Genomic DNA, 20,801 nt, shown 5'->3' with positions numbered 1-20,801 from the left:
ATACATATCAACTTAATGAAACGCATATCGCACTGCAATGGTGAATTGTCTGGGCCTAAGATAAAATCCGGATTGTAATGTATAATATGGATTAATGCTGTTCGTAACGATATAGTTGTTATTGAACAAATTACGGACACCCAATTCTATATCTGTTTTATTTTTAGAGAATTGTTTTCTGTACAATACATCGGTGAATAATGTTTGTTGATTGGTTGCAGTTGCCGCGTTAAAATATAACTCCTGATAAAGGCTAATACTTTCTGTTTTTGAAACCGGAATAGCATAATTCAGGCTTTGCACATATGCAAATGAAGTACTGCTTAGTTTGGTAATTTTTATCAATTTAAACAGCATGTTTGCATGCTTTATTGGTAACTTAAAGTTTATCCAAAAATAATTACTCATTTTTATACTATCATTAGTAATATTACTAAATTTTTATAGATAATTTTACTAATTTTTAGGGATCCTGCCATTTTTTTAATCCTCCTATTTTGTGGTATTTGCATCATTTGTTGTTAAGAACCATAAAACTTTCGTTAAAAACGGTACATGATTGTGCAGCGCAAGTACAAGACAAACCCGGTACCCATTCTAAAAGTGGTTGAATAGTATATACTATTAAAAACAGGTTAGTAAAAATTTACAGATCTTTTGTTGGTAAAAGTAGTTATACGACAGTTGCTTTTTTTTGTTGTATGGATGCCGGAAGATTTTCAATAAGGTATAGTTCATGCCATGAATATTATACACTACCACACCTTTATATAAGCTATCAATTTTTTAATTGAAAAGCAGGGCATTTTACCTCAACTGCTACTGCAAAATAAACTGTTGATGGAGGTTAAAAAACGGCATAATAGGTTGAACTTAAAGTCAGTTGAATGAATTGGTTAGCACCAACTGCATGTACCTGCTCATCTAAAGTATACTCAGTTCTTATTATCTTACGGCCTTATTGTATGGCATGAAGGCAATTGTATATAAATCAACCGGTAGCTGGTACCAGGTAAAGGGTGAAGATGGAACATTTTATTCCGCCAGAATAAAAGGTATTTTTAAAATAGATGGGTTTACCTCTACCAACCCCATTGCCGTTGGCGATTTAGTTGAAATAGCCATTGAGCCTGGGCCTGAACAGCATGCCATTATTGAAGCCATTGAACCACGCAACAATTATGTTATTCGTCAAAGTCCACATCACCGCAAACACCACCATATTATTGCAGCTAATATTGATCAAAGTATTTTATTCATTACCCTCAAACAACCCCGAACCTCACAAGGGTTTATTGACCGGTTTTTGATAGCCTGTGAAATGTATCATGTACCCGCTATTTTGGTATTTAATAAAGCTGATATATATCGGGAAAAAGAAATGCAGCAGTTTCAGCAATTAGAGGCTTTGTATACCGGTATTGGTTATAGGGTATTGTTTTGCAGCATGGTAACCGGCCAAAATATGGCGGCATTACAACAACTCATGCATCAAAAAACAAGTTTACTCAGTGGGCATAGTGGCGTAGGTAAATCCACTTATATTCAGCAAATTTTTCCATCGTTGGCATTAAAAACTTTAGCCGTGAGTGAATGGAGTGGAAAAGGAATGCACAGCACCACTTTTGCCGAAATGTTCGATTTACCGGAGGGGGGTAAAATAATTGATACACCCGGTATTAGAGAATTGGCATTGGTAGATATTTCCCGGCAGGAATTATCGCACTATTTCCCCGAAATGCGGGAACGCATTACCCAATGCCAGTTTAATAATTGTTTGCATATGTATGAGCCGGGATGTGCGGTGAAACAAGCTGTTGATGCCGGTATCATTGCAGAAGAACGCTACTTTAGTTATTTAAAACTGTTAGAAGCAATTGATGAAAATAACTGGGCATAGGGCTAATTGCCACCCACATTTTTATCTGCTCTAAATTTGGGGGCTTTGCTGGCCTCTTTCATGGCCTTGGGATCTCCGGCAGCCAGTTTACCTGCATCTACATTTTTCCCGTTCGAAGGGCAGCCATTTCGGTTGGCATGATTGAATAAACCGCAGGCGGAGAGTATCAGGCAGCTACTCATCACCCATACTATTTTTTTAAAGGGTATCATGTTGTGCATATAACGTTTTTAATGCATCATTATTGTTTCGGACATGCATTGGCATCGGCAAACCATCCGGCATAAAAAGTATAATTATTGGCAATGCGATTAATTTCTCCTTCTAATAATTCCTGTGATACTTCTTTTACTTTTTTCGCTGGTACGCCGGCATAAACACAACCCGCCTCAACCACGGTTCCTTCTAATACCACAGCGCCTGCTGCAATAACTGCATTGCTATGTACTATACAGCGATCCATTACAATAGCACCCATACCAATGAGTACATTGTCGTGTATCGTGCATCCATGTACAATGGCATTATGCCCAATAGATACGTTATTGCCAATAACCGTTGCATTTTTTTGATACGTACAGTGTATTACAGCGCCATCCTGCACATTTACTCGGTTACCCATGGTAATGGTGTTTACATCGCCACGAATTACCGCATTAAACCAAACACTGCATTGGTTGCCTATCACCACTTTACCTACTATTGTAGCATTGGGTGCTACAAAACAATTGTGCCCAAATTGCGGATGCACATTTTCAACCGAAAGTATAATAGCCATAATAATTTGTTAGATAACTTTTTTTATACAATCCATCATTCATCGAATGTATAACTTCGTTGTTTATTTTCAAAGCTAATGTATTGTTGGGTATGAATTACAGGCAACTTTTTTTACAACATATTGCACAAACATCTAATGCCCCAATAGGTTTAGAAATGCAACGTGCACACGGCATTTACTTATTTGATGTATATGGCAAGGAATATATAGATGGTATTTCGGGTTTTAGTGTAGCCAATATAGGGCACAGCCATCCCAAAGTAGTGAGTGCTGTTCAGCAACAAGTATCTGAATACATGCACCTGATTGTGTATGGCGAATTTATTCAACAACCGCAGGTGGCCTATGCCAAATTATTAACCGATCATTTACCCACAACATTAAACTGTGTGTACTTTACCAATAGCGGGGCTGAAGCTACAGAAGGTGCCATGAAATTGGCCAAACGCATTACCGGCCGCACAAAAATACTGGCCTTTCAGAATGCCTATCATGGCAGTACACAGGGTGCTTTAAGCATCATGGGTAGCGAATATTGGCGCAATGCGTACCGGCCTTTGTTGCCGGAAGTATATCATTTGGAATATGGCAGCGAGGCTGCCATAGAAGCTATTGATAACCAAACCGCTTGTGTGGTGGTTGAAATGGTGCAGGCCGAAGCGGGCATTGTAAGCCCTGCAAAAGAATGGCTACAGGCTTTACGCGCCAAATGCACGGAAATGGGGGTAATGCTGATTGCCGATGAAATACAATCGGGTTTTGGCAGAACAGGCACCCTTTGGGCATTTGAACAAATGAATATTGTACCCGATATTTTATTGTTAGGGAAAGCCCTGGGCGGGGGCATGCCTTTGGGTGCCTTTATTGCAACAAGGGAATATATGCACTTGCTAACACACAATCCTGTATTGGGCCATATTACCACTTTTGGCGGGCATCCGGTTTCCTGCGCAGCAGGTAAAGCAGCTTTTGAGGTATTGCTCGACCAAAACTTTACACAAGCGGTAAAAGAGAAAGAAATTTATTTGAAGAATTACTTGCAGCATCCGGCCATTAAGTCCATACGCAGTGCGGGTTTATGGATGGCAGTGGAATTTGATAGTTTTGAAACCAATCAAAAAGTCATTCATCAATGTATTCAACACGGTTTAATTACCGATTGGTTTTTATTCAGGCCGCAAGCTATGCGTATTGCGCCGCCTTTGTGTATCCAAAAAAGAGAATTGAAAAAAATAGCGGGTATAGTTATGCAAAGTATTATTGATACGGGGGTTGAATAGCGGGATATACTACTGTATAGCACCGGTATAGCTTGTACCCATTTGTTGAACCGTGCTACTTAGTGCTGGGTGTATGCATTACAACTCCTACCGTAACGTACAATGCCCATTCTACTCCTTCACTGCCTGTTGTTGGTTGGGTTCATGGATGGTCATTCTGCAGAAACGGCTATATAATTTTTCGTATTGGGGAATAATATTCACAATATCAAAATGTTGCGCCTGCTCATAAGCAGCCTGTTTCATTTTATTGAGTTTTTGCTCATCTTTTAAAATGGTAATGGCAAATTCACTCATGGTAGCCACATCGCCTACATTGGCCATAAATCCCGTTTTCCCTTGTATATTTATCTCCGGCAAGCCGCCTGCGTTGGTGCTAATTACCACTACTCTGGCCGCCATGGCTTCTAAGGCTGCTAAACCAAAACTTTCATATTCGCTGGGTAATAAAAATACATCACTCACGGCTAAAATTTCTTCCATCTGTTCCTGCTTACCCACAAAACGTACATCATCCATTAACCCTAAAGCACGCACCAATTCTTCCATTACCGGCCGTTCCGGGCCATCACCCACCATTAACAATTTGGCAGGCAGGTATTTTCGCACTTCGGCAAATACTTTAATTACATCCTGCACCCGTTTTATTTTTCTGAAATTAGAGGCATGCACCAGAATTTTTTCACCCGCGGGGGCAATTACTTTTTTGAAAGCATCAAAAGGTTTTTTGTTGAACCGATGTACATCTACAAAATTGGTAATGACATCTATTTCTTTGGTAATGGCAAAACTTTTATAAGTTTCTTCCCGCAGGTTCTGCGAAACAGCAGTAATGGCATCGCTTTCATTAATAGAAAAAGTAACCACCGGCTCATAGGTTTTATCGCGGCCTACTAAAGTAATGTCGGTGCCATGTAAAGTGGTAATAACGGGTACATTTCGCCCGTTTTTGCTTTTTACAATTTGTTTGGCCATATAAGCGGCAGATGCATGGGGTATGGCATAGTGTACATGCAATAAATCTAAATCGTGGTTAATAATTACATCCACCATGGTGCTGGCTAAGGCCACTTCATAAGGCGGATAATCAAATAACGGATAGGTGGGTACCCTTACTTCATGATAAAAAATATTGGTATTAAATTCATTGAGCCTTACCGGTTGCTGGTAAGTAATGAAATGTACCTGATGGCCTTCATCGGCCAATGCCTTTCCCAATTCTGTTGCCAATACACCACTTCCGCCAAATGTTGGATAACAAACGATACCAATGCGCATGATTCAACTGATTATTTGTGCTAAGTAACAACTATTTATCCTTTCAGTTCAATTATGGCAACATCCTTTTTGCCCAAATGGGTTAAATTAACTTTTTTAACCAGTAAACTAAGCACACCACTTGCCGTTTTGGCTGCCTTTTCAACAGATTATTTTTAGGGGGATTCCTTTATCTTTATCGGTATAAATTTTTTTGAGACAACCTTTGTTTTATTCTAATAAACCCTAAACGGCTATGATGAAAAAATTATTATTGGGTATATGGATGGTACCTTGTATGGCATTTGCACAACAGCCAAGCGACAGTTTGCTGATTAAACAAATATCGGATGATGTATTAACCAATGGGAAGTCATATACCCTTCTACACCAGTTAACCAAACAAATTGGTGGACGTTTGACCGGCTCGCCTCAGTTTATGAAAGCAGTACTCTGGGGCCAACAGGCCATGAAAGATATGGGTGCCGATACCGTGTATTTACAAGCGTGTAGGGTACCCCATTGGGTGCGTGGCGGGAAAGATGCAGCTACTGTGGTGCAAATGAATGGGCGTAAGGTTAAAAAATCATTATCGGTAACTGCATTGGGTAATTCACTGGGTACAAAACCGGGTGGCATAACGGCACAGGTATTGGCGGTGCGTGATTTTGCTGAATTAGAGGCACATCAAGCAGAAGCAAAAGGTAAAATTGTGTTTTTCAATTATCCTTTTAACCCAACGTATATTATTCCCGGCAGGGCCTATGGTGAATCAGGTGCTTACCGGCGTAATGGTGCGGCCATTGCAGCTAAATATGGTGCCGTGGGTATTGTTATTCGTTCATTAAGCGGCTCAACCGATAATTATGCACATACCGGGGTAATGGCCTATAATGATTCTTTGCCTAAAATACCCGCCGCTGCCTTGGGTTTACAGGATGCAGACAGTTTATTTGCCTGGTGCCAACGTATGCCCGTACAGTTGCATTTAGAAACGCATGGCTATTTTTTACCCGATACGATTGGTTATAATGTAATTGGTGTTTTAAAAGGAACAGAACTGCCACAGCAATACATTACCGTTGGTGGGCATTTAGACAGTTGGGATGAAGGAGAAGGGGCGCATGATGATGGTGCCGGGGTGGTACAAACCATGGAAGTAATGCGGGCTTTTAAAGCAGTGGGTTATCGCCCCAAGCATAGCATCCATTTTGTATTATTTGCCAATGAAGAAAATGGTTTGCGCGGCGGCAACGAATATGCCCGTGTGGCGGCTATGCAAACCGATCAGCCCATTTTTGCATTGGAAAGTGATGAAGGTGGATTTACCCCTCGTGGTTTTGGGTGTAGCACTTCACCCGAAAAATTAGCTGCACTCAGAAGTTGGATTCCCCTGTTACAGCCTTATGGTACCGATAAGATAGCCGCAGGGGGTGGCGGCGCCGATATTGGTCCGTTAGCACGCCATTTCAACATTCCTGCCTGTGGTTTAATGCCCGATAACCAGCGCTATTTTGATATTCATCATACCAAAGCCGATGTGTTTGAAGCAGTAAATAAAAGAGAATTATTGCTGGGGGCCATTAATATGGCCGGACTGGTGTATCTTGTAGACAAATATTTTTAATATGAAAGTAAAAAAATGGTTGCGTAATACCATCATTATACTCATTATTATTGGTGCCGGTTGGTTTTACTGGCAGTTTTATTTTGTATTTGCAACGGGTACCAAAGCGGGAGTGCTCAACACTTTTCAGCATAAGGGCATTATTTTTAAAACCTATGAAGGTAAAATTATACAAAGCGGATTTAAAGCCAATGTGCAAAGCAATGAGTTTTCATTTAGTGTTACCAATCCGCAAGTAGCAGCTATATTAGAAAAAAATTCGGGACGTGATATGAATCTCCATTATAAATTGTACCTCGGGGCATTACCCTGGCGTGGCATGCAAAAATTTATTGTAGACAGTGTGATTGAAATTAGAGGAGTGGGCGGTGAAACCGGTATTCAGCCCAATTGATTTGGCTTGGATTATTATATATTAATTTTATGTTATATTTTTATGAATGGGTATTTTTTATTTATACAAATGCATGATTTTTTGCATTTTGTCTCACATCTTTGCCCGGCTTATCAAACCAACCTTGCAATAATTTGTTGCTATGGTTACTAAAAGGGATTGTATGATGTTGGAAAGATACTGCTTGAAGGCGATGGCATTGTTGGTGTTTTGTTTCATTACCGTAACTGTTTTTGCGCAATCTAAATTTACTTTAAATGGTGTGGTTCGCGATCAATCATCGGGCGAGTTATTGATTGGTGCGGTTATTCAATTGAAAGAATTACCCGGCATTGGTGTTACCAGCAATGCTTATGGGTTTTATTCCATAACGGTAAAGCCGGGCACGTATACCATAATAGTGCGGTATGCGGGCTATGCAACCCTTACCCAAACGGTTGCATTTAACCAAAACCGGGAGCTGAATTTACATTTAGTTCCTATTGCCAATAACTTGCAGGAGGTAGTGGTTTCTTCTAAAAAGAAAAATGAGAATGTAGCCAAACCTTTGATGGGGGTAGATAAGTTAAATATGCGTGAAGTGAATGAACTACCGGTGTTACTGGGCGAGAAAGATATTTTAAAATCGATACAATTGTTGCCCGGCATTAAATCGGCAGGTGATGGTAACAGTGGTTTTTTTGTGAGGGGTGGGGGTGCCGACCAAAATTTAATTTTATTAGATGAGGCGCCTGTTTACAATGCCTCACACTTATTGGGATTTTTTTCTACATTTAATTCGGATGCCATTAAAGATGTTACGGTGTACAAAGGTGGTATGCCGGCACAATATGGCGGCAGACTAAGTAGTGTGGTGGATATTAAAATGAAAGATGGGAACGACAAGGCCTACCATGTTGATGGCGGTGTGGGTTTAATATCATCACGATTAACGGTAGAAGGGCCTATAGTGAAAAATAAAGGCTCTTTTATTATCAGTGGTCGCAGAACCTATGCCGATTTATTTTTGAAATTATCGCCCGATTCAGCCATTAATTCCAATACCTTATATTTTTATGATTTAAACCTGAAAGCCAATTATACACTCAACAAAAAAAACCATTTATACCTATCGGGTTATTTTGGGCGCGATGTACTGGGCTTTGGCCAAACATTTGGCAGCGATTGGGGCAATACCACGGGTACCCTGCGTTGGAACCATATTGTGAGTAATAAACTATTTTCGAATACCTCACTTATTTTTAGCAATTATAATTATGTTATTCGCATTAAATCGGGTACTGATCAATTTAAAATTACCTCTAAAATTCAAGACCTGAATTTGAAACAGGATTTTGATTATTTCATCAACAACAATAATAAAATAAAATTTGGGGGTAATATCATTCATCATACCGTATCACCGGGAGCCATCACCGCTTCTGCTACTTCTAATTTAAAAAGTGCCACCATTCAAAACCGTTACTCTTATGAAAGTGCTTTGTATGTATCACATGAACTGAGTTTTGCCGATAAATTCAATATTGTATATGGGTTACGCCTGTCTAATTTATTGGCAGTTGGCCCGGGTAATTATTATCAGTACGATAGTAATGGGAATACCATTGACACCATTCATGTACCCAAAGGCAAGTCCGTTGCCAGCTATTGGAATCTGGAACCACGTTTTAGTGCCAGCTATTTACTAAATACCTATGCTTCTTTGAAATTTTCCTACAACCGTAATGTGCAAAATTTACATCTGCTCAGCAATTCAACGGTGGGTGCACCTACCGATTTGTGGTTGCCCAGTACCAATAATGTACAACCTGAAATTGCCGACCAGGTTGCGCTTGGCTATTATAAAAATTCAAAAAATCAGGTATATGAATTTTCCGTTGAAACCTATTATAAATGGTTGCAGAACCAGATTGATTATAAAAATGGCGCCGATTTGCAAGCCAATGATAATGTAGAGAATGAGTTGATATATGGGGTAGGAAGGGCTTATGGTATTGAGCTTTTTGCCAAGAAAAATATAGGTAAATTAACGGGATGGATAGGTTATACCCTTTCACGAACCGAAAGAAAATTTGCCGGCATTAATAATGGCAATTATTTCCCGGCCCGACAAGATCAAACACATGCCATTACCATGGTGGGTATTTACCGGCTTAACCAACGGTGGACCCTTTCTGCCAATTGGGTGTATAATACCGGTAATGCAGTTACCTTCCCCAGCGGTAAATACCGCGTTAACAATCAAACCACTTTTTTATATACTGAACGCAATGGTTACCGTATGCCGGCATATCATCGTTTAGATATTGCTGCTACGGTGCAAAACAAAAAAAATCCATACCATAAATACCAAAGCAGTTTTACGTTTGGGGTGTATAATGTGTATGGCCGCGAAAATCCTTATTTTATAACGTTTATTGATGATCCGAATAATCCCAATAAAACAGTAGCACAGCAAACTGCTTTATTTCGGTTTATACCCAGTATAACCTGGAACTTTAAATTTTAAATGTATGCGCATAGTATCACTCAGCATATTATTTTCTTTGATGTTATTTTTTTCCTGTAAAAAAATGATCAATGTCGATTTAAAAAATGCAGCACCTGTATTGGTTATTGAAGGTATGGTTACCAACACTTCACCTGCACAGGTACTTATTTCCAAATCGGTAAGTTTTAGTGCCGATAACGTGTTTCCACCGGTTACCGATGCGGTGGTTTCCATTACCGATATGCGTGGTAACGTATATCAATTGGTGCAAACAAGTCCGGGTACGTATGTAAACAATCAATTGTTAGGCTCACCCGGCGCTACCTATCGGTTACAAGTTGTAGAAAATGGAAATACGTATACTGCCAGTTCTACCATGCCGTTACAGGTTAATTTAGATAGCTTACCTGTGTCTAATATCATTTTTGCAGGAAAAATTATTCCGATTGTACAGCCGCAGTATAATGATCCTGCCGATGTGGCCAATTATTATTGGTTTATAGAATACATTAATCGGGTAGAGAATCAGCGCATTTTTGTGTGGGATGATAACTTAACCAATGGGGGTATTTCAACCCGCCCTTTAATTGAACCCGATAGTACCATTAACCCCGGCGACACCATTACAGTTGAAATGCGTTGTATAGATAAGCCCATTTATCAATATGTACGCGGTTTGCAAGATTTACAAAATAATGCAGCCACGCCGGCCAACCCTACCAGTAATATTAGTGGTGGCGTATTAGGTTATTTTAGCGCCCATACCCGGCAGCGTAAATCGGTTATTATACCCCAATAATGTTTATTGTATTAATTGGCTAACAATAAAAAAACGGCCGGCCTTTTATGCAGTGGTAAGGTTGTTTTTTTCCACTCACCAATAGTTTTGGTATAAATATTTTCTGATGGGGCGGTAATATCAACCCCAATACAAAGCAGGGTATTCTCTTTACAAACCTGTATTATATCCAGCAGCAATGCCTGATTACGGTAAGGTGTTTCAATAAAAATTTGTGTGCTGTTTTGTTGTCGGGATATCTGCTCAAGTGTTTTAATTTTATTTTTTCTTTCAGCAGTATCAATAGGTAAATAGCCTTCAAACGCAAAGCGCTGTCCGTTCATGCCACTTGCCATTAAAGCCAGCAATATTGCATTTGGCCCTACCAGTGGGTGTACCGTTACCTGCATTTGTTGGGCTATGCCTGTTAGTATTTGTCCGGGATCGGCTATGCCCGGGCATCCGGCTTCGCTTACAATGCCTATATTCTTTCCTTCTAACAATATTTTTTTAAACGCGGTAATCACCGATTCCTCGGCTTTATGTATGGTAAACCAGGCGTAATCGTCAATCACCATTTCTTTCCAAATTTGTTTAAAATAACGGCGGGTAGTTTTTTCGTTTTCTACAAAAAAGGCATGGCATTGCTGAATAGCCGGTAAAATATGGGCGGGTAATGCATTCAGAGCATCATCGTATAAAGGAGCCGGAATTAAAAAAACTGTTCCTGGTTTCATGTAAAAAATTATTGCTTATAAAGCTATGATGTGGAATGATTTTTTTTAGAAAGTGGTTTGCCCGGAAGAGGTATAGTAGGTGCTTCTGTTTGATGCAGTGGATATAACGCTAATGTTGCTGCCACTACTGCATAAGCAGGGGCCAATACCCAGCCAACAAAAGGCAACAGGTGCATGATGTAAAATACCAGTCCATTACCAATGGCCAACCCCTTATGTGTACCAATATAATAAGTGCTTTCGCCCATGGTTTTGTTGTGCCGCCCCATACTATAATCCAGCATTGAAAAACCATAGTAATAACCTTCTACAAAAAGCGCAATAATGGGCGTAATTAAACCAAATAATGGAATAATACTAAGTATCAGCAATGCAATTAAATAAACAGTTTGCCATAATGCATTGCGAATGGCTAAGCGAATACCCCGCCACATATCGGTACCCAATTGGCGTAAGCTAAAGGGATAATCCTGCCCATTGATGATGGCTTCTGTTTTTTCGCTTAAATAAGCAAATACCGGTGAGCCTACAATTAAGTAAAAATATTTAAAGAACGAAAAGTAAAACAACATTTGAATGAGCAGTAAACCCAGGCTCGATAAAGTAAATAAAAACCCCAGCCAGGTACTCTGCATTTTATCTAACCAGGTTTTTAATCCGGTTTTTAAGCTCAACCATTCAATTACACCGCTGGTGGAGTGTAAAAAAAAGCCCATGCTGGCAATAAACAGCAGCGCATATAAAATGCCCGGAATAATAATCCATTTCCACAACCGGTGTTGTTGAATGAATTGGTGGGCTTTAAAATAGGCCTGAACCGCTATAATAATTTCTTTGAGCAAATGGCTTTTTGTTACGAAAATAATCGTTTCCTTTTATTTATGGGTGATTTGCTTTTTGAAACGTTGTTTTCAGTAAAGCGATCATACAATTTGTACCCCTCAATTTATAGTAATTTGCAGTGTTGAACCAGGTTACCATGCAGAAATTATCCCTTCATTTTTACCAAAGAAACGATGTGTTACAAATTGCTAAAGATTTATTGGGAAAGTTATTGGTTACCCAATTTGAGCAACAATTAACCATTGGTCGTATTGTTGAAACAGAAGCCTATTACGGCACTACTGATAAAGCTTCGCATGCTTATGGAGGCAGGTACACCCAACGTACCCAAACCATGTATGCAGCGGGCGGATGTGCTTATGTGTATTTGTGTTATGGTATCCATCACCTGTTTAACGTGGTTACCGGTCCGAAAAATATACCACACGCTGTTTTAATCCGCTCCATTGAACCGGTAACCGGTATCAATACTATGTTGCAACGGATGGGCAAATCAATGGCCGATTATTCCATTGGCCGTGGGCCGGGTAATGTTAGTAAAGCATTGGGCATTCACCGTTTACATAATGGATGTTTATTAAACGATAAACAATTGTATATTGCTGAAGATGGATTTGTGTTGAATGAATTAGATTGGATAGCGACTAAACGGATAGGCGTTGACTATGCCGGTCAGGATGCTTTATTACCCTATCGTTTTTTGATAAAGGGAAATCCTTATGTAAGTGGGAAAAAAGAGCTTGATTGAAGCGGCGCTTCTGTTTGGAAAATATTTTTTAAAATTTGGGGCAGTTAATAGGTTTGGCATCACTTTTCTTCTGTATATAAATGAGTGATATTTCAATGCCGCCCACACCCTGTGATGCTGTTTTTAAAGCGGAAGTATTTACATCATAGGATGCCCCCAACCTAAAGTTGCCATATTCTAACCCAACATAGGGAATAAACGCATCTCTTAGCCGCATCCAGGTGCCTACATATACACTAACATCCTGCTCTAAATTTAATGTGGGGGTAAACTGAAAAGCACCACCTATCACTGTTTCAGAGGCGCCGCCCTGAAAACTTTGCAAAGCACTGAGGTGTAAAGTAGTATTATCACTAATAGGAAAATAAGTACCCGCATGTAGGGTGGCACGCGGATTGAGCGTATAGGTAGCCCCCGTAAAAGATTGCTGAGGGCGGGTAATATGATACAGGCTAACGCCAAAATAAAAATTATTTTTATCGGTGGTACTTCCGTTGTATAAAATACCGGCATTCACATCCATGTAATTCGATTTTAAAGTAGCGCCATTAAACACTTCGCTGGTAACACCGGTAAATCCATTGCTGGTTAACTGGTCTTCAAATGTAAGTCCGGCAGTGTTAATTATCATATTAGCATATGTTAATTGCACACCTAAACCAATGGTGTTATTGCCATCTTCATCTAGGCCTTTATGGTAGGCGGTTGAAACGGTAGCATAATTAAATTTGACGGCGCCATTGGCACTGTTATCGTTATAGGCCATAAAACCTAGTCCCCATACATCATTACTGGCAATTTTATTTTGCATAATATGAAAATCAACTGAAGCAGTACCGGTGGTAAAGGCATTGTTAATGGTGGGCCATTGGTTGCGGTAATTACCGGCCACCCGAATATTGCCATCAAATTTACCGGTAAAAGCTGGGCTAAGGGTTAAAGGCGATGAAAAAAATTGAGAGAAATGCGGGTCTTGTGCCCACAAATGTTGGCAAATAGAAAGTAGTAGGGAAAATAGTACCATTTTTTTCATGAGCACCGGTGCAAAGAAGAACAGAAAGCAGCTAAGCCATTCATTGAAGCAAAGCAGAACCCATCCTTTCAAATTTAGATTTACGAAAACAGATATACAAAATACAGGAAATGCTGTTTATCTTTTTCATTTGTTGAGCTATTTAACAAAAAAAAGTAAAAAAAATCAAGATTGGTCTTTGGCACCATAAGCCAAATCGCCTGCATCGCCCAAACCCGGAACAATATAGCCTTTAGCGGTTAACTCATCATCAATATCCCCACACCATAATTGAATATTAGCGCCACATTCTCTTCGCACAAATTCAATGCCTACGGTACAGGCAATAGCAGCCACAATATGAATGGCGGCGGGTTTGTATTCCTGTTGTATGAACTGAATGGTTTTAACCAATGAGGCTCCGGTTGCCAACATGGGATCGCTGATGATAACGGTTTTATTATCCAACGAAGGGCAACTCATGTATTCCAAACAAATTTCAAAACTGCCATCGTGGTGGTGTTTGCGGTAGGCAGAAATAAACGCATTATCAGCTTTGTCAAAATAATTCAGCATACCCTGGTGCATGGGTAAACCTGCCCGTAAAATGGTGGCTAATACCGGCTGCTCTATTAAAACTTTACTATAGTGAATACCCAATGGAGTAGGTGTTTCCACTTCGTGCCAGGGCAATTGTTTACTAATTTCATATGCTGCAACTTCACCTATTCGCTCTAAGTTGCGGCGAAAGCGCATTCTGTCGGTTTGAATGTGGATGTTCCTGATTTCTGCCGTCCAGTTACTCACCAAACTATGTGCATCACTTAAATTAACAATCATATATAATAGGTGCATTTAGGGTACTAAAATGCTGTAAAATAAAGGGAAAAAATTGGAAGTAGCGGCATTTGCATGTGTTGCTTATGCCGTTGTTCTAAAATTGATTGAAGAAATTGCGAATAAGTAGAGAATACAGCCAATATTTTTTGGAAAAAGTGTAGGAAGAACTGAGGTAGCGCAACAAGAAATTTAGCCACGGAATACACGGATAAAAAAATTTTTAATACCATAGGCAATGATTTGTGCCTTATTATGGGTGCCGGCTTTTTCTGCTATTTTTTTTACATGTGTTTCAACAGTACGGTGCGATAAGTGCATGAGTTGGGCAATGGTTTTATATTGATGATGGGTAGCCAGTAATTGTATGATTTTTTGTTCATGTTCAGAGAAATCGGGTGTTTGCCGGTGTTCTTTTTTTTTCTGTAACTGGTTAAATGTATTTTGTACAAGTGTTTCTTCCCAAATAGGGTCAATAAAAATTTTATTGTGTGTAACTGCAGCAATAGCCATTTGTAAGGTATTGTTCTTTGCTATTTGCAATGAACCTTTTGCTACAATGGCACTGGCACCAATATCTAATAATTCTGCTACATCCAATTCTGACAATAAACCGGAAACAACCATTGTTTTTACTTGTGGAAGAAACAAATGCACCAAACGGGTAAGTGCCATGCCATCTATTTCGGGCATTTGGCAATCGGTAATCAGCACATCCGGTATTTGGGTACTTTCCATTAAATGCTCAAAAAATTGCATGGGCCGGGTATGCTTAAGGATAATGGAACAACCATTGATACGTTGCACAGCATGGGTAATGAGTTCCAAATCGCATAAACGATCATCAATGATGGCTATTTTTATCGTACTTGCCATGCATGGATACATTTTATATAGCAATATTATACTATTTAGCTATCATATACAAATTTTGTTTAAGTTTTAAAAAATAGCGTAGAACTACGTACGTTTTTGTGGTTTTGAGTGATTATTTTTACCTTATATGATTGGATGTACACCCATCATACCATTTACCGGTAAAAAACAGGAAATACTGTTTGTTACAAAGGCCATGCAATAAACAGGTATTACCCCTTGCAGCAAAGCAAGTAAAAAATCCGCTGAACATCCGACCCCCATGAACGTTAGGCACGAGGGGGTAATTATTTATTTTTTTTAACATCATACATAAAATTATTTGCTTATGAAAAAAATACGTAATTTTGAATCTATTTATTCAAAATGGTTTATTTTTATTTTAATGTTGAGTTCGCTCATGTTTACAAGTTGTAAAAAACACTTTAATGCTTCAATAGCAGTACAAGGAAAGGACGGGATACAACCTTTTAACTTTAATTGGGAAACAGTTGATTGGATGCCTACTCCCACTGTTGCAGGTCAATCTTTAATAAATCCACCATGGATTGGGCAGGGAAGCATAACTTCTGTTTATGGTATTGATGTAGCAAATGATTACAAGGCTACTGATGGTTGGGTTTTAGTGTATAATAGTTTTGACCCAAATTCCCCCGGGCCGTTAGAGGATCCTTACTTTATTTTGTATAATAGATATCGAGGATTAATGCGTATTTATTTTTTTGTAACTTCCCAAGTTTCTGCTAATTCAGATTATTTAGTTGATGGGCTTACAGCATCAACATCTGGAACTACAAGTATATTAAATTTTTTGGGTAATGATATTGTTGATGTTTCTCAAAATCAATTATCATATTCACAAATAGAACCAGGCCCACCAGATGGCTCAGCTCCCTTAGGAACCAGAAAGTGGTACATGCTACAATATGAAATGGCCTATGACCCCAATTTAGCGAACACAAATTATAACAATATTCAATTGAGTTGGTACACCAATTATAATAGTATTTCCAAAATATCATTGGGAGGGCCATTGATAGGTAGTGTGAATGGTACTGTTGGATCTTCTACGTCTAATATTAGTTCATCTCTTTTAAAAGGATTAGACGTAGTCACAACAGCAGGTCTTTCTTTGGCAGGTAGTTCTGCTGTAAATAATGCCAGCGGTAATTTTTCTGCAGTAATCCCAATAGTAAATCCAGATGGGACAATACAGGGATACACACCTACCACAGTTAACAATAAATTAGGTTTGTCAAATGAAACTTTCACAGCACTTCAGAAGGGACTAAATGGTGCATTTTCTGCTGCAACTGGCAATATTCCAGGAGCAGTTGCAGGATTATTAAGTGCAATAATAGGCGGAAACAGCAATGCTCAAACAATAAGTTTAACGCTCAATGCAAAGCTACAATTGGATGGTACTAGTACAAGTAAAGGTTTTTTTCCCGCAAGTCCCGCTTCTGTATATGTACCTGGGACAATCATAGATCCAATTACTGCACAAGGTTATATTCCATTGTATACAAATAGTTTAGGTATTTTTAATTTATCTTCCAAGCCCATTGTCAATATACATACTAATTCAATTAAAGTAAATCAAAATGGTGGCATCTATTATCAATATGATAATTTATACACAGTTAATGCATCTTCAATTAATTATTTATGGAATCCGTCAGTTATAAATTCTTCATCAACTGGTGCTACAATTAAAAATTTAAAAACTGAAGTAGTATTAATTGACCCAGATTTGTCTGCAAATCCCGTCATTGGTGGAAATCTCGGCATCATTGGAACTCATACAGTTATTACTGGAACATCCGTTGGTACAACGTATACAGTACCTAGAGTGCAGCCTCGTAATAATTATGCTGCTGTTCGAATCACATTTGACGTTGTACCCAACAATGGGATTACTCCAAAATCAACAATCATAAAAACTTTTTTAGCCAATATGGTAAACAATTAAATGTATCAATATGAGCGCTTTTTCAATTAAAATTGTAGTTTTCCTGTTATTGCTGTCTGGATTAAGTATATCTTCTTGCAAAAAGGAAATTGCAGCACCAACTCAAGGGCAAATTACAGCAGCTAAGCTTCAAAAAGTAATGGCTAAGGGAGATATTGTATATGTATACAATGTAGATGGAACATCTGCGCAATCGGAAGGGAGACTCGTTAATATATCAAATGATGGTTACATTATGGTGGCCTATCAGGCTGTTTATGCTACCTACAACTTAAGCTTATTGAAGAAATACTTTAATGTGGTGTTAAGCAATGGCAACAATTGGTTTTTATATTTTTAATTTTCCGCATAACCGGAATATAGGGTTCGGGCTTAAAACAACTTCAATGTTTCGTATTTGTTTGATTACGCTATTTTTATGTCCTTTTTTTTGTTTTTCACAAACAAGAAGTGAAACCATATACCCCAGTACCAGTTATCGTCTAGAAAATGATACGTTAATCACCAATACCGGTTATAAAATTTATGAGGGCTTAACCTTACAAGTTGGCAGTGGTTCAGGTATAAATGGCATTTATCAGCAGATTAGATTTAAAACACAACTAAATGCCTACTTATTGCTATTTCATGATGCAGAAATGAAAACCACTTATTTGAATAGGGTAAATCCTGAATTTGACAGGCAGAATGATATATTAAAAGAGCTATTACATTACGGAGATAGGTTAGTGGTAAAAAGAATAACCAAAAAAGGAAATAAAAAGTTTGGTTATTGGTTTTATTTACTACTTAAAAGAACACAAGCACCACACACTAAAGTGGTTTGTAATATTGAACTGGCGGTTAACAGTAAAGAAATACTCCTTTAATAGTCATTAAAATATAAGAGAATGAGGCAAACATTTATTTTGCTTTCCGTTTTTATGTTAACATGTGTCAATACACAACATGGTATAGGGATATCTGCGGGTTATTCTAACAATCATTTACAAACCAATATTTCTAATCGTTTGTTTATTGAAAATAAGAATGGCAATAGTTTTAGTACAGGGTTAATATTTAACTATGCATATAAAAATAAAATTCAATTACTAACTGAATTAGATGTATTGCAAAAAAATTATTCATTTGTTCGCAAAGGGATTTACGAAGGTATTTTTGCAAATTACAGAAATACATATTTACAATTGCCGGTTATTATTGAATACAAGTTACTACAAAAAACTAAATGGGCATTATCGGCCGATGCCGGATTCTTTGTTTCTTATTGGGTTTTTGGAAGCATAAAGGGAGTAATATCTAATTTGTTTGATAGTTACTATACCATAGATGCTACAGGTTTAGTGACAAATTATTTACGTTTTTCTGATTATTATAAAAAATACACTTTTTCTCATTTAAATGATAATCGATTTGAGGTGGTACCATTAGTGGGTATAACATCAAGGTATCTACTTAATAACAGACATTATTTTTGTCAATACAATATTTTACTTATCTATCATTTCACAACAAAAAAGTTATTCTGTTTGCCAGATTATGCAGTATAATCAAACCAGTGTAATTTCTACAGGCTGTATGTTTAATTTTCATGCAAAAAATAGATAGTAATGCAAAATATTGCTTCAGTTCTTAGGTTTTTAGAGATACCCTTAAATAAATAATACATTATTAACATTTAGGTGATATATTATTAATATTCAAGTTTTTCTTTTGTTATAGATTAGACACTTAGCTTATGAAAAACTCAATTCGACTTTTTCGTTTAGTATTATTATTATTCTTATTTGCAACCTTAGTTTCAACAGGCTGTAAAAAAAATTTAAATTCTTCTATCTCTACAACTGGAACCGACGGCATACAACCATTTCCATTAAGTTGGGAAACAGCCGATTACATGCCAACACCAACTGGTACATCTATTTTAGTGCCTTGGGCAAATGGTTCAGTAAAAGGGTTTTCTCCTGATATTTGGTATGATTATAAAAGTAGTGATGGTTGGACATTAGTATATAATGTTTTCAATACAACTTCTTTACCTGCCAATCCTTGGTTTGCATTGTATAATAAGTATAGAGGATTGTTACGGATTTATGTTTATGTTACTAATAACGGATTTGTTGCATCGGATTATTTAACAAGTGGTCTGAATTTAGCGCCCAACTCCATTTCTTCTTCTATGCTAAATTATATAGGACAAGATGTAGTTGATGTAACAAAAAACCAAACTTCAATCTCAAAAATTGAGCCTACTCAATTGGCTACGGGTACATGGTATGCCTCTCAATATGAAATTGCCTATGACCCTAATATTGTAACAAGCACATACCAGCAATTAGGATTAAATTGGACTTTGAAGTGGACAAGTGTATCAAGTATAGCTTTAGGAGGCACACAACAAGGAACAATTAATGGTACGATATCAACACCTGCTCCTAGCTTTGATATATCAGGGCTCCTCACACAAGGAGCATTAGAGGCAACAGGGTTGGCTATCTTTAGCAACAATGCTGGAGGTGATAAAACGAATTATACACAAAATACATTAGGATTGCCTGGTAACATATTCAAGTCAATTCAAGACGGATTGCAAAGTGGATTATCTGGTGTAGTGAAAAATATTTTCAATGGAATATTTGGTGGAAGTAGTTCTAATACACAAGAAGTAAATTTAACAATGAATACAAAAATTCAATTAACCGGTACTTCATCTCAAAGTGGGGCTTTTATACCAGATCCTGGTTTAGGTATAGGTATTCCCGGTATTTCAAATAGTCAGTCTGCAAGTGGTTACATTCCTGGCTATAATCAACCAATGGGGGTTTTTAGTCTTTCATCAACCCCTATTATTAACAAACATACAACAACGTCTATTGTTTATGTCAATGAAGGTGGAGTTAATGTGCCCTCTACTAAATACACAAATCTGTATACCGTAAATAGTAATATTTTTAATTCTGCTTTTATTACCAACCCTAATGTTATAAATAGTTTGTCTGATGGGGCTATTATAAAAAATTTACAAACACAAGTTGTAATTTTAAATCCAAATACAGCTTATAATTTTCAGGCATTTGGTAATAATGAAACAGTAGGTAGCTATAATGTATATACAGGCACATCCGTAACAACTAATTATACTTTGGAACATGGCTCTCAACCTTCCAATCAGGCAGCGGTACGTGTGATTTTTGATGTTGTTCCCAATAATGGTGCTCCTAAATCGACTATTATAAAAACCTTCTTGGCAAATATCGTAAATAATTAA

At 37.9% G+C, this 20,801-nt stretch carries 21 protein-coding genes; 12 read left to right on the top strand and 9 right to left on the bottom strand.

The annotated features are described in order from the left end of the window. Window positions 1–12: 12 nt before the first annotated feature. A complete protein-coding gene (locus tag A0F92_RS14500; RefSeq protein ID WP_167517119.1) occupies window positions 13–357 on the bottom strand; it encodes a hypothetical protein in 345 nt (114 codons plus the stop codon). A 613-nt stretch (window positions 358–970) separates the two neighbouring features. Between A0F92_RS14500 and rsgA the strand changes: the two genes are divergently transcribed. Then, window positions 971–1,900, top strand: coding sequence for a ribosome small subunit-dependent GTPase A (gene rsgA, locus A0F92_RS14495; RefSeq protein WP_068247813.1), 930 nt, complete (start codon window positions 971–973; stop codon window positions 1,898–1,900). Window positions 1,901–1,902: 2 nt separating this feature from the next. Here rsgA and A0F92_RS14490 read toward each other — a convergent pair whose 3' ends face one another. Then, on the bottom strand, window positions 1,903–2,121 hold the full coding sequence (locus A0F92_RS14490; RefSeq protein WP_167517118.1) for a hypothetical protein: 219 nt from the start codon (window positions 2,119–2,121) through the stop codon (window positions 1,903–1,905). Window positions 2,122–2,141: 20 nt separating this feature from the next. Beyond that, on the bottom strand, window positions 2,142–2,678 hold the full coding sequence (locus tag A0F92_RS14485) for a gamma carbonic anhydrase family protein (protein WP_068247807.1): 537 nt from the start codon (window positions 2,676–2,678) through the stop codon (window positions 2,142–2,144). A 92-nt stretch (window positions 2,679–2,770) separates the two neighbouring features. On the opposite strand from A0F92_RS14485, the gene A0F92_RS14480 reads away from it, so the two are divergent. Further along, window positions 2,771–3,961: an aspartate aminotransferase family protein gene (locus A0F92_RS14480; RefSeq protein ID WP_068247875.1), complete on the top strand. Its 1,191-nt coding sequence runs from the start codon at window positions 2,771–2,773 to the stop codon at window positions 3,959–3,961. A 111-nt stretch (window positions 3,962–4,072) separates the two neighbouring features. On the opposite strand, the gene bshA is transcribed toward A0F92_RS14480, so the two are convergent. Continuing rightward, the gene (gene bshA, locus A0F92_RS14475) at window positions 4,073–5,239 is read right to left on the bottom strand and encodes an N-acetyl-alpha-D-glucosaminyl L-malate synthase BshA (RefSeq protein WP_068247804.1); all 1,167 of its coding nucleotides are present in this window, start codon (window positions 5,237–5,239) and stop codon (window positions 4,073–4,075) included. A 235-nt stretch (window positions 5,240–5,474) separates the two neighbouring features. Between bshA and A0F92_RS14470 the strand changes: the two genes are divergently transcribed. The 4 genes from A0F92_RS14470 to A0F92_RS14455 all read left to right on the top strand — a co-directional run bounded on the left by A0F92_RS14470 (window position 5,475) and on the right by A0F92_RS14455 (window position 10,529). Further along, window positions 5,475–6,845, top strand: a complete 1,371-nt coding sequence (locus tag A0F92_RS14470) for a M20/M25/M40 family metallo-hydrolase (RefSeq protein WP_253810511.1) — start codon at window positions 5,475–5,477, stop codon at window positions 6,843–6,845. 1 nt (window position 6,846) lies between these two features. Continuing rightward, window positions 6,847–7,239 carry a hypothetical protein gene (locus A0F92_RS14465; RefSeq protein WP_068247801.1) on the top strand — a complete coding sequence of 131 codons (393 nt, stop codon included), beginning with the start codon at window positions 6,847–6,849 and terminating at the stop codon, window positions 7,237–7,239. Window positions 7,240–7,402: 163 nt separating this feature from the next. Then, window positions 7,403–9,748 (top strand): TonB-dependent receptor, encoded by a 2,346-nt coding sequence (locus tag A0F92_RS14460; protein WP_068247799.1) that lies wholly within the window; start codon window positions 7,403–7,405, stop codon window positions 9,746–9,748. 4 nt (window positions 9,749–9,752) lie between these two features. Beyond that, on the top strand, window positions 9,753–10,529 hold the full coding sequence (locus A0F92_RS14455; protein ID WP_068247796.1) for a DUF4249 domain-containing protein: 777 nt from the start codon (window positions 9,753–9,755) through the stop codon (window positions 10,527–10,529). A gap of 11 nt (window positions 10,530–10,540) precedes the next feature. Here A0F92_RS14455 and A0F92_RS14450 read toward each other — a convergent pair whose 3' ends face one another. Further along, complete coding sequence (locus A0F92_RS14450; protein ID WP_068247792.1) at window positions 10,541–11,245, bottom strand: SAM-dependent methyltransferase; 705 nt, start codon at window positions 11,243–11,245, stop codon at window positions 10,541–10,543. 23 nt (window positions 11,246–11,268) lie between these two features. Beyond that, a complete protein-coding gene (locus tag A0F92_RS14445) occupies window positions 11,269–12,087 on the bottom strand; it encodes an EI24 domain-containing protein (protein ID WP_068247790.1) in 819 nt (272 codons plus the stop codon). Between the two features lie 137 nt (window positions 12,088–12,224). On the opposite strand from A0F92_RS14445, the gene A0F92_RS14440 reads away from it, so the two are divergent. Further along, the gene (locus A0F92_RS14440) at window positions 12,225–12,836 is read left to right on the top strand and encodes a DNA-3-methyladenine glycosylase (RefSeq protein WP_068247868.1); all 612 of its coding nucleotides are present in this window, start codon (window positions 12,225–12,227) and stop codon (window positions 12,834–12,836) included. 28 nt (window positions 12,837–12,864) lie between these two features. Here A0F92_RS14440 and A0F92_RS14435 read toward each other — a convergent pair whose 3' ends face one another. The 3 genes from A0F92_RS14435 to A0F92_RS14420 form a co-directional block, all read right to left on the bottom strand. Continuing rightward, entirely contained in the window at window positions 12,865–13,860 is a 996-nt protein-coding gene (locus tag A0F92_RS14435; protein WP_253810509.1) for a PorP/SprF family type IX secretion system membrane protein, read from the bottom strand. Window positions 13,861–14,034: 174 nt separating this feature from the next. Next, window positions 14,035–14,688 (bottom strand): uracil phosphoribosyltransferase, encoded by a 654-nt coding sequence (gene upp / locus A0F92_RS14425; RefSeq protein ID WP_068247781.1) that lies wholly within the window; start codon window positions 14,686–14,688, stop codon window positions 14,035–14,037. 189 nt (window positions 14,689–14,877) lie between these two features. Continuing rightward, complete coding sequence (locus tag A0F92_RS14420) at window positions 14,878–15,561, bottom strand: response regulator transcription factor (protein ID WP_068247778.1); 684 nt, start codon at window positions 15,559–15,561, stop codon at window positions 14,878–14,880. 328 nt (window positions 15,562–15,889) lie between these two features. Here A0F92_RS14420 and A0F92_RS14415 point away from each other — a divergent pair, with 328 nt between their 5' ends. The 5 genes from A0F92_RS14415 to A0F92_RS14395 all read left to right on the top strand — a co-directional run bounded on the left by A0F92_RS14415 (window position 15,890) and on the right by A0F92_RS14395 (window position 20,801). After that, complete coding sequence (locus tag A0F92_RS14415; RefSeq protein WP_068247775.1) at window positions 15,890–17,533, top strand: hypothetical protein; 1,644 nt, start codon at window positions 15,890–15,892, stop codon at window positions 17,531–17,533. Window positions 17,534–17,543: 10 nt separating this feature from the next. After that, complete coding sequence (locus A0F92_RS14410; protein WP_068247772.1) at window positions 17,544–17,873, top strand: hypothetical protein; 330 nt, start codon at window positions 17,544–17,546, stop codon at window positions 17,871–17,873. A 46-nt stretch (window positions 17,874–17,919) separates the two neighbouring features. Then, complete coding sequence (locus A0F92_RS14405) at window positions 17,920–18,402, top strand: hypothetical protein (RefSeq protein WP_167517117.1); 483 nt, start codon at window positions 17,920–17,922, stop codon at window positions 18,400–18,402. A 21-nt stretch (window positions 18,403–18,423) separates the two neighbouring features. Next, window positions 18,424–19,083: an outer membrane beta-barrel protein gene (locus A0F92_RS14400; RefSeq protein ID WP_167517116.1), complete on the top strand. Its 660-nt coding sequence runs from the start codon at window positions 18,424–18,426 to the stop codon at window positions 19,081–19,083. A gap of 188 nt (window positions 19,084–19,271) precedes the next feature. Continuing rightward, window positions 19,272–20,801 (top strand): hypothetical protein, encoded by a 1,530-nt coding sequence (locus A0F92_RS14395; protein WP_068247763.1) that lies wholly within the window; start codon window positions 19,272–19,274, stop codon window positions 20,799–20,801.

It is taken from the genome of Hydrotalea flava (genome assembly GCF_001623405.1).
Classification (GTDB): domain Bacteria; phylum Bacteroidota; class Bacteroidia; order Chitinophagales; family Chitinophagaceae; genus Hydrotalea; species Hydrotalea flava.
The sequence above is the reverse complement of the archived record's forward strand: the minus strand, read 5'-3'. Positions and strand labels throughout refer to the sequence as shown.